Origin of the sequence: Rhizobacter sp., assembly GCF_031412495.1 — a bacterium.
Lineage (GTDB): Bacteria > Pseudomonadota > Gammaproteobacteria > Burkholderiales > Burkholderiaceae_C > Schlegelella_A.
Genome location: NZ_JANODC010000045.1, coordinates 1 through 4,631 on the forward strand (window position 1 = coordinate 1; position 4,631 = coordinate 4,631).

The window sequence follows — 4,631 nt, forward strand, 5'->3', positions numbered from 1 at the left end:
GGTACAAATCTACAATCGTTCGCAGCCTTGCCTTCCGGGACCTCCATGACCGCTTCCTCCTCAGACGCCGCTGCGGTCCCCGACCTGTCGCACATCGCGGCGCGCGACAAGGCCGAGATCCTGGCCCAGGCGCTGCCCTACATCCGCAGGTTCCACGGCAAGACCATCGTCATCAAGTACGGCGGCAACGCCATGACCGATCCGGGGCTGCAACAGGATTTCGCCGAGGACGTGGTCCTGCTCAAGCTGGTCGGCATGAACCCGGTGGTGGTGCACGGCGGCGGGCCGCAGATCGAGGACGCGCTGGCCAAGATCGGCAAGAAGGGCGAGTTCATCCAGGGCATGCGCGTCACCGATGCGGAGACGATGGAGGTCGTCGAGTGGGTCCTGGCCGGCCAGGTCCAGCAGGACATCGTGGGCCTGATCAATGTCGCCGGCGGCAAGGCGGTCGGCCTGACCGGCCGCGACGGCGGGCTGATCCGGGCCCGCAAGCTCCGCATGCTCGATATGAAGGATCCGAGCAAGGAGCACGACGTCGGCTGGGTCGGCGAGATCGAGTCCATCGACCCTTCCGTCGTGCGTGCGCTCCAGGACGACCAGTTCATCCCGGTGATCTCGCCGCTCGGCTTCGGCGCGGAGAACGAGAACTACAACATCAACGCCGACGTCGTCGCCGGCAAGCTGGCCGAGGTGCTGAAGGCCGAGAAGCTGATGATGCTCACCAACACGCCGGGCGTCCTCGACAAGGCCGGCCGCCTGCTCACCGACCTCACCGCGCGCGAGATCGACGAGCTGTTCGCCGACGGCACCATCTCCGGCGGCATGCTGCCGAAGATCCAGTCGGCGCTCGACGCCGCCAAGAACGGCGTCAACACGGTGCACATCATCGACGGCCGGGTGCCGCACGCCATGCTCCTGGAGATCCTCACCGAGCAGGCTTATGGGACGATGATCCGCTCGCGGTGAGCACGCCCTCGCCGGACCGGCCGGTCTGGTTGTTCGATCTCGACAACACGCTGCACGACGCCAGCCATGCGGCCTTCGGCGAGCTGCACGTCGCCATGGGCCACTACATCGCCACCCACCTCGGCGTTGCCGCGGACGCGGCGGGATCGCTGCGCGAGCGCTACTGGCTGCGCTACGGCGCGACGCTACTCGGGCTGGTCCGCCACCACGGCGTGCGTGCGGCGCACTTCCTCGACGAGACGCACCGGCTGCCCGGGCTCGAGGCGCGCCTGCGCACGAGCGCGCACGACCGCGCCGCGCTGGCCCGGCTGCCCGGCCGCAAGTTCATCGTCACCAATGCGCCGCGCGCCTACGCCAGCCGCGTCCTGAAGGCGCTGCGAATCGATTCGCTCTTCGACGGCGTGATCACGATCGAGACGATGACGATGTTCGGCGACCTGCGGCCCAAGCCAGACGCGCGCATGCTGCGCCGCTTGGCGGTGCGCCTGGGCGTGCGGCCGAGCCGCTGCGTCCTCGTCGAGGACACGCTGGTGCACCTGAAGGCGGCTCGCTCGGTCGGGATGCGGACGGCCTGGATGCAGCGCTACCTCGGCGGGCGCTTCCGCGGCAGCCGGCGCGACCAGCCGAACGCGGGGCGGGCGGCGCTGCGGAACACCCGTCGCGAATGTCCGAAACCGCCGTACCTGTATGCCAGAATCAGCGCGCTCCGGCAGCTCAACTCGCTCTTGTAGATGATCCCTTTCCCCGACCCGCCTGCCGGTGCTGCCAGCGATGAGGCAGACGCGAGCGAGGTCGAAGCCGGCCCGCTGACACCCGGGGTCGTGGCCGGTCTGGCGCCGGTGCTGCCGCCAGCGCCGCCGGCGCGCAAGCGGCCGCGTCCGGGCGAGCGCAGGGTGCAGATCCTCGAGACGCTGGCGACCATGCTGCAGGAGCCCGGCGCCGAACGCATCACGACGGCGGCGCTCGCGGCCAAGCTCGATGTCTCCGAAGCCGCGCTCTACCGCCACTTCGCCAGCAAGGCCCAGATGTTCGAGGGGCTGATCGAGTTCATCGAGCAGAGCGTGTTCACGCTCGTCAACCAGATCGTCGAGCGTGAGGCGAGTGCCGCCGTGCAGGTGCACAAGGTAATGGCGGTGCTGCTCCAGTTCGGGGAGAAGAACCCCGGCATGGCGCGGGTCATGGTCGGCGATGCCCTGGTGTTCGAGAACGAGCGCCTGGTCGCCCGCATGAACCAGTTCTTCGAGCGCATCGAGTCGCAGCTGCGGCAGAGCCTGCGCGTGCTGGCCGAAGGCGCCGGCTCGGCGACGCCGACGGTCGATGCCAACGCGCAGGCGTCGGCCCTGACCTCGTTTGCCATCGGCCGCCTGCATCGCTTCGCCCGTTCCGGTTTTCGCAAGAACCCCACCGAGCACCTGGACCTCGCCCTGCGCCTGTTCGCGATCTGAGAACCCGAGGTGATGGCGACCACGATCCTGGCCGGCGGCCAGCCGCTCACCTTGCTGCCCGAGAAGGCAGCCTTCGTGGCGTCGAGCCGGACCCTGCTCGTCGCCGACGCGCACATCGGCAAGGCGGTGAGCTTTCGGGCCCTCGGCGTCCCGGTGCCGCGCGGCACGACCGGCGAGACCCTGGCGGCGCTGAGCGGGCTCGTCGGCCGCACCGGGGCGCGGCGCATCGTCTTCCTCGGCGACTTCCTGCATTCGGCCCGGGCTCACGCGGTGGCGACGATCGCGGCGGTCACCGGGTGGCGCGAGACTCACCCCGGCCTGGAGCTGGTGCTGGTGCGCGGCAACCACGACGACCGCGCCGGCGATCCGCCGCCGCACCTGCGCATCGAGGTCGTCGACGAGCCCTTCGAGCAGGACGGCTTCGCGCTCTGCCACCACCCGCGGCTGCGTCCCGGGGCATACGTGCTGGCCGGCCACCTCCACCCCTGCGTGAACCTCGGCGGGCGCGCCTGGGATCGCCTTCGCCTGCCGTGCTTCTGGTTCGGCGACGGCGTCGGCGTGCTGCCTGCGTTCGGCGCCTTCACCGGCATGCACCCGATTCGCTCGACCGGCGCCGACCGGGTCTTTCCCATCGCCGACGGCATGGTCGCGCTGCTCCCGCCACCCGAGCAGCGGGCGGCCTGAATGCCGGGGCCGAGCGCCACTACACTGCGCCCGCCATGACGAACCTGCCCCAATCCCTGCAACAGCTGATCGAGCGTGCCGAGGCGATGCTGGGCCGGCTCGAGGCCATCGTGCCGCAGGCTCTCGCGGCGCCCGACTGGGACGCGTCGACCGCCTTCCGCTACCGCAAGCGCGCCGGCGCCGGCCGCCTCGACCCGGTCCGCCACGTCGCCTCGATCCGCCTCGGCTCGCTCGTCGAGATCGGCCCGCAGAAGGAGCGCCTGCTTCGCAACACCGAGCAGTTCGTCTCCGGTCGCGCCGCCAACAACGTCCTCCTCACCGGCGCCCGCGGCACGGGCAAGAGCTCCCTGATCAAGGCCTGCCTGAACGAGTTCGCGCCGCGCGGGCTGCGCCTCATCGAGGTCGACAAGAGCGAGCTGGTCGACCTGCCCGACATCGTCGACCTGGTGGCGGAGCGGCCCGAGCGTTTCATCATCTTCTGCGACGACCTGAGCTTCGACGAGGGCGAGCCCGGCTACAAGGCGCTGAAGTCGATCCTCGACGGCTCGGTCGCCGAGGCGTCCGAGAACGTGCTGATCTACGCGACCAGCAACCGCCGCCACCTGCTCCCGGAGTACATGCGCGAGAACCTCAGCTACACGCACACCGACGACGGCGAAGTCCACCCCGGCGAGGTCATCGAGGAGAAGATCTCGCTGTCCGAGCGCTTCGGCCTGTGGGTGAGCTTCTACCCCTTCACGCAGGACGAGTACCTCGCGATCGTCGCCGAGTGGCTGCGCGGCTTCGGCGTCGGGCCCGAGGCGATCGCCGCGGCGCGCCAGGAATCGCTGGTCTGGGCCCTCGAGCGCGGCTCGCGCTCTGGCCGAGTCGCCTACCAGTTCGCGAAGGACTACGCCGGAAGGCGAGCGGCTTGAGCGGGCCGCTGCCCGGGAGTTCGGCGGAAGAAGGGATCGTCGACGTCGCCGTCGGCGTGCTGATCGACCCGGAAGGCCGCTTCCTGCTCACCTCGCGCCCGGCAGGCAAGGTCTACGCCGGCTGGTGGGAATTCCCCGGCGGCAAGCTCGAAGCCGGCGAATCGGTCGCGGACGCGCTCCGCCGGGAACTGCACGAGGAGCTCGGCATCGTCGTCGGCGCCGTGGTTCCCTGGCAGGTCACGCGCATGGACTATGCGCATGCCCGCGTCCGCCTGCACTTCTGCAAGGTGCTCGACTGGCGCGGCGAGTTCGAGATGCGCGAGGGCCAGGCGATGGCCTGGCAGACGCTGCCGGTGGCGGTGGCGCCGGTTCTGCCCGGCACCCTGCCGGTCCTCGAGTGGTTCGCCGCCGAGCGCGGTTTCGACGGCCCGCGCCTCGTCGAGCAGGAGCCCCCCGCTACACTGAGGCGATGAGCTGGCTCGACGAGGTGAAGTGGGGTGCCGACGGCCTCGTTCCGGCGATCGCCCAGGAGGTCGGCAGCAACGACGTCCTGATGGTCGCCTTCATGAACCGCGCCGCCCTCGAGCGGACGGCCGAGCTCGGCGAGGCCGTGTACTGGAGC

7 protein-coding genes are annotated in these 4,631 nt (G+C 70.2%); all 7 read left to right on the forward strand.

Going from position 1 to position 4,631, the window contains the following annotated elements; translation table 11 throughout:
• Positions 1-45 precede the first annotated feature (45 nt).
• Positions 46-966 (forward strand): acetylglutamate kinase, encoded by a 921-nt coding sequence (gene argB / locus AC30N0_RS01615; RefSeq protein WP_489516192.1) that lies wholly within the window; start codon positions 46-48, stop codon positions 964-966.
• Positions 963-1,697 carry a pyrimidine 5'-nucleotidase gene (locus AC30N0_RS01620; protein WP_489516193.1) on the forward strand — a complete coding sequence of 245 codons (735 nt, stop codon included), beginning with the start codon at positions 963-965 and terminating at the stop codon, positions 1,695-1,697. The genes argB and AC30N0_RS01620 overlap by 4 nt, the downstream gene beginning before the upstream one ends.
• Entirely contained in the window at positions 1,698-2,411 is a 714-nt protein-coding gene (slmA, locus tag AC30N0_RS01625) for a nucleoid occlusion factor SlmA (RefSeq protein ID WP_489516194.1), read from the forward strand. It begins immediately after the preceding gene.
• 12 nt (positions 2,412-2,423) lie between these two features.
• Positions 2,424-3,095 carry a ligase-associated DNA damage response endonuclease PdeM gene (gene pdeM / locus AC30N0_RS01630; RefSeq protein ID WP_489516195.1) on the forward strand — a complete coding sequence of 224 codons (672 nt, stop codon included), beginning with the start codon at positions 2,424-2,426 and terminating at the stop codon, positions 3,093-3,095.
• Between the two features lie 35 nt (positions 3,096-3,130).
• On the forward strand, positions 3,131-4,009 hold the full coding sequence (locus tag AC30N0_RS01635) for an ATP-binding protein (RefSeq protein ID WP_489516196.1): 879 nt from the start codon (positions 3,131-3,133) through the stop codon (positions 4,007-4,009).
• On the forward strand, positions 4,006-4,482 hold the full coding sequence (locus tag AC30N0_RS01640; protein WP_489516197.1) for an NUDIX domain-containing protein: 477 nt from the start codon (positions 4,006-4,008) through the stop codon (positions 4,480-4,482). The genes AC30N0_RS01635 and AC30N0_RS01640 overlap by 4 nt, the downstream gene beginning before the upstream one ends.
• Positions 4,479-4,631: phosphoribosyl-AMP cyclohydrolase (locus AC30N0_RS01645; protein ID WP_489516198.1), on the forward strand; the 153-nt coding region annotated here is incomplete at its 3' end. The genes AC30N0_RS01640 and AC30N0_RS01645, both read left to right, overlap by 4 nt.

Bases quoted from the DNA above. Each gene is read 5' to 3' on its own strand.
- argB (WP_489516192.1), top strand. From the start codon at position 46: ATGACCGCTTCCTCCTCAGACGCCGCTGCGGTCCCCGACCTGTCGCAC.
- slmA (WP_489516194.1), top strand. From the start codon at position 1,698: ATGATCCCTTTCCCCGACCCGCCTGCCGGTGCTGCCAGCGATGAGGCA.
- pdeM (WP_489516195.1), top strand. From the start codon at position 2,424: ATGGCGACCACGATCCTGGCCGGCGGCCAGCCGCTCACCTTGCTGCCC.
- AC30N0_RS01635 (WP_489516196.1), top strand. From the start codon at position 3,131: ATGACGAACCTGCCCCAATCCCTGCAACAGCTGATCGAGCGTGCCGAG.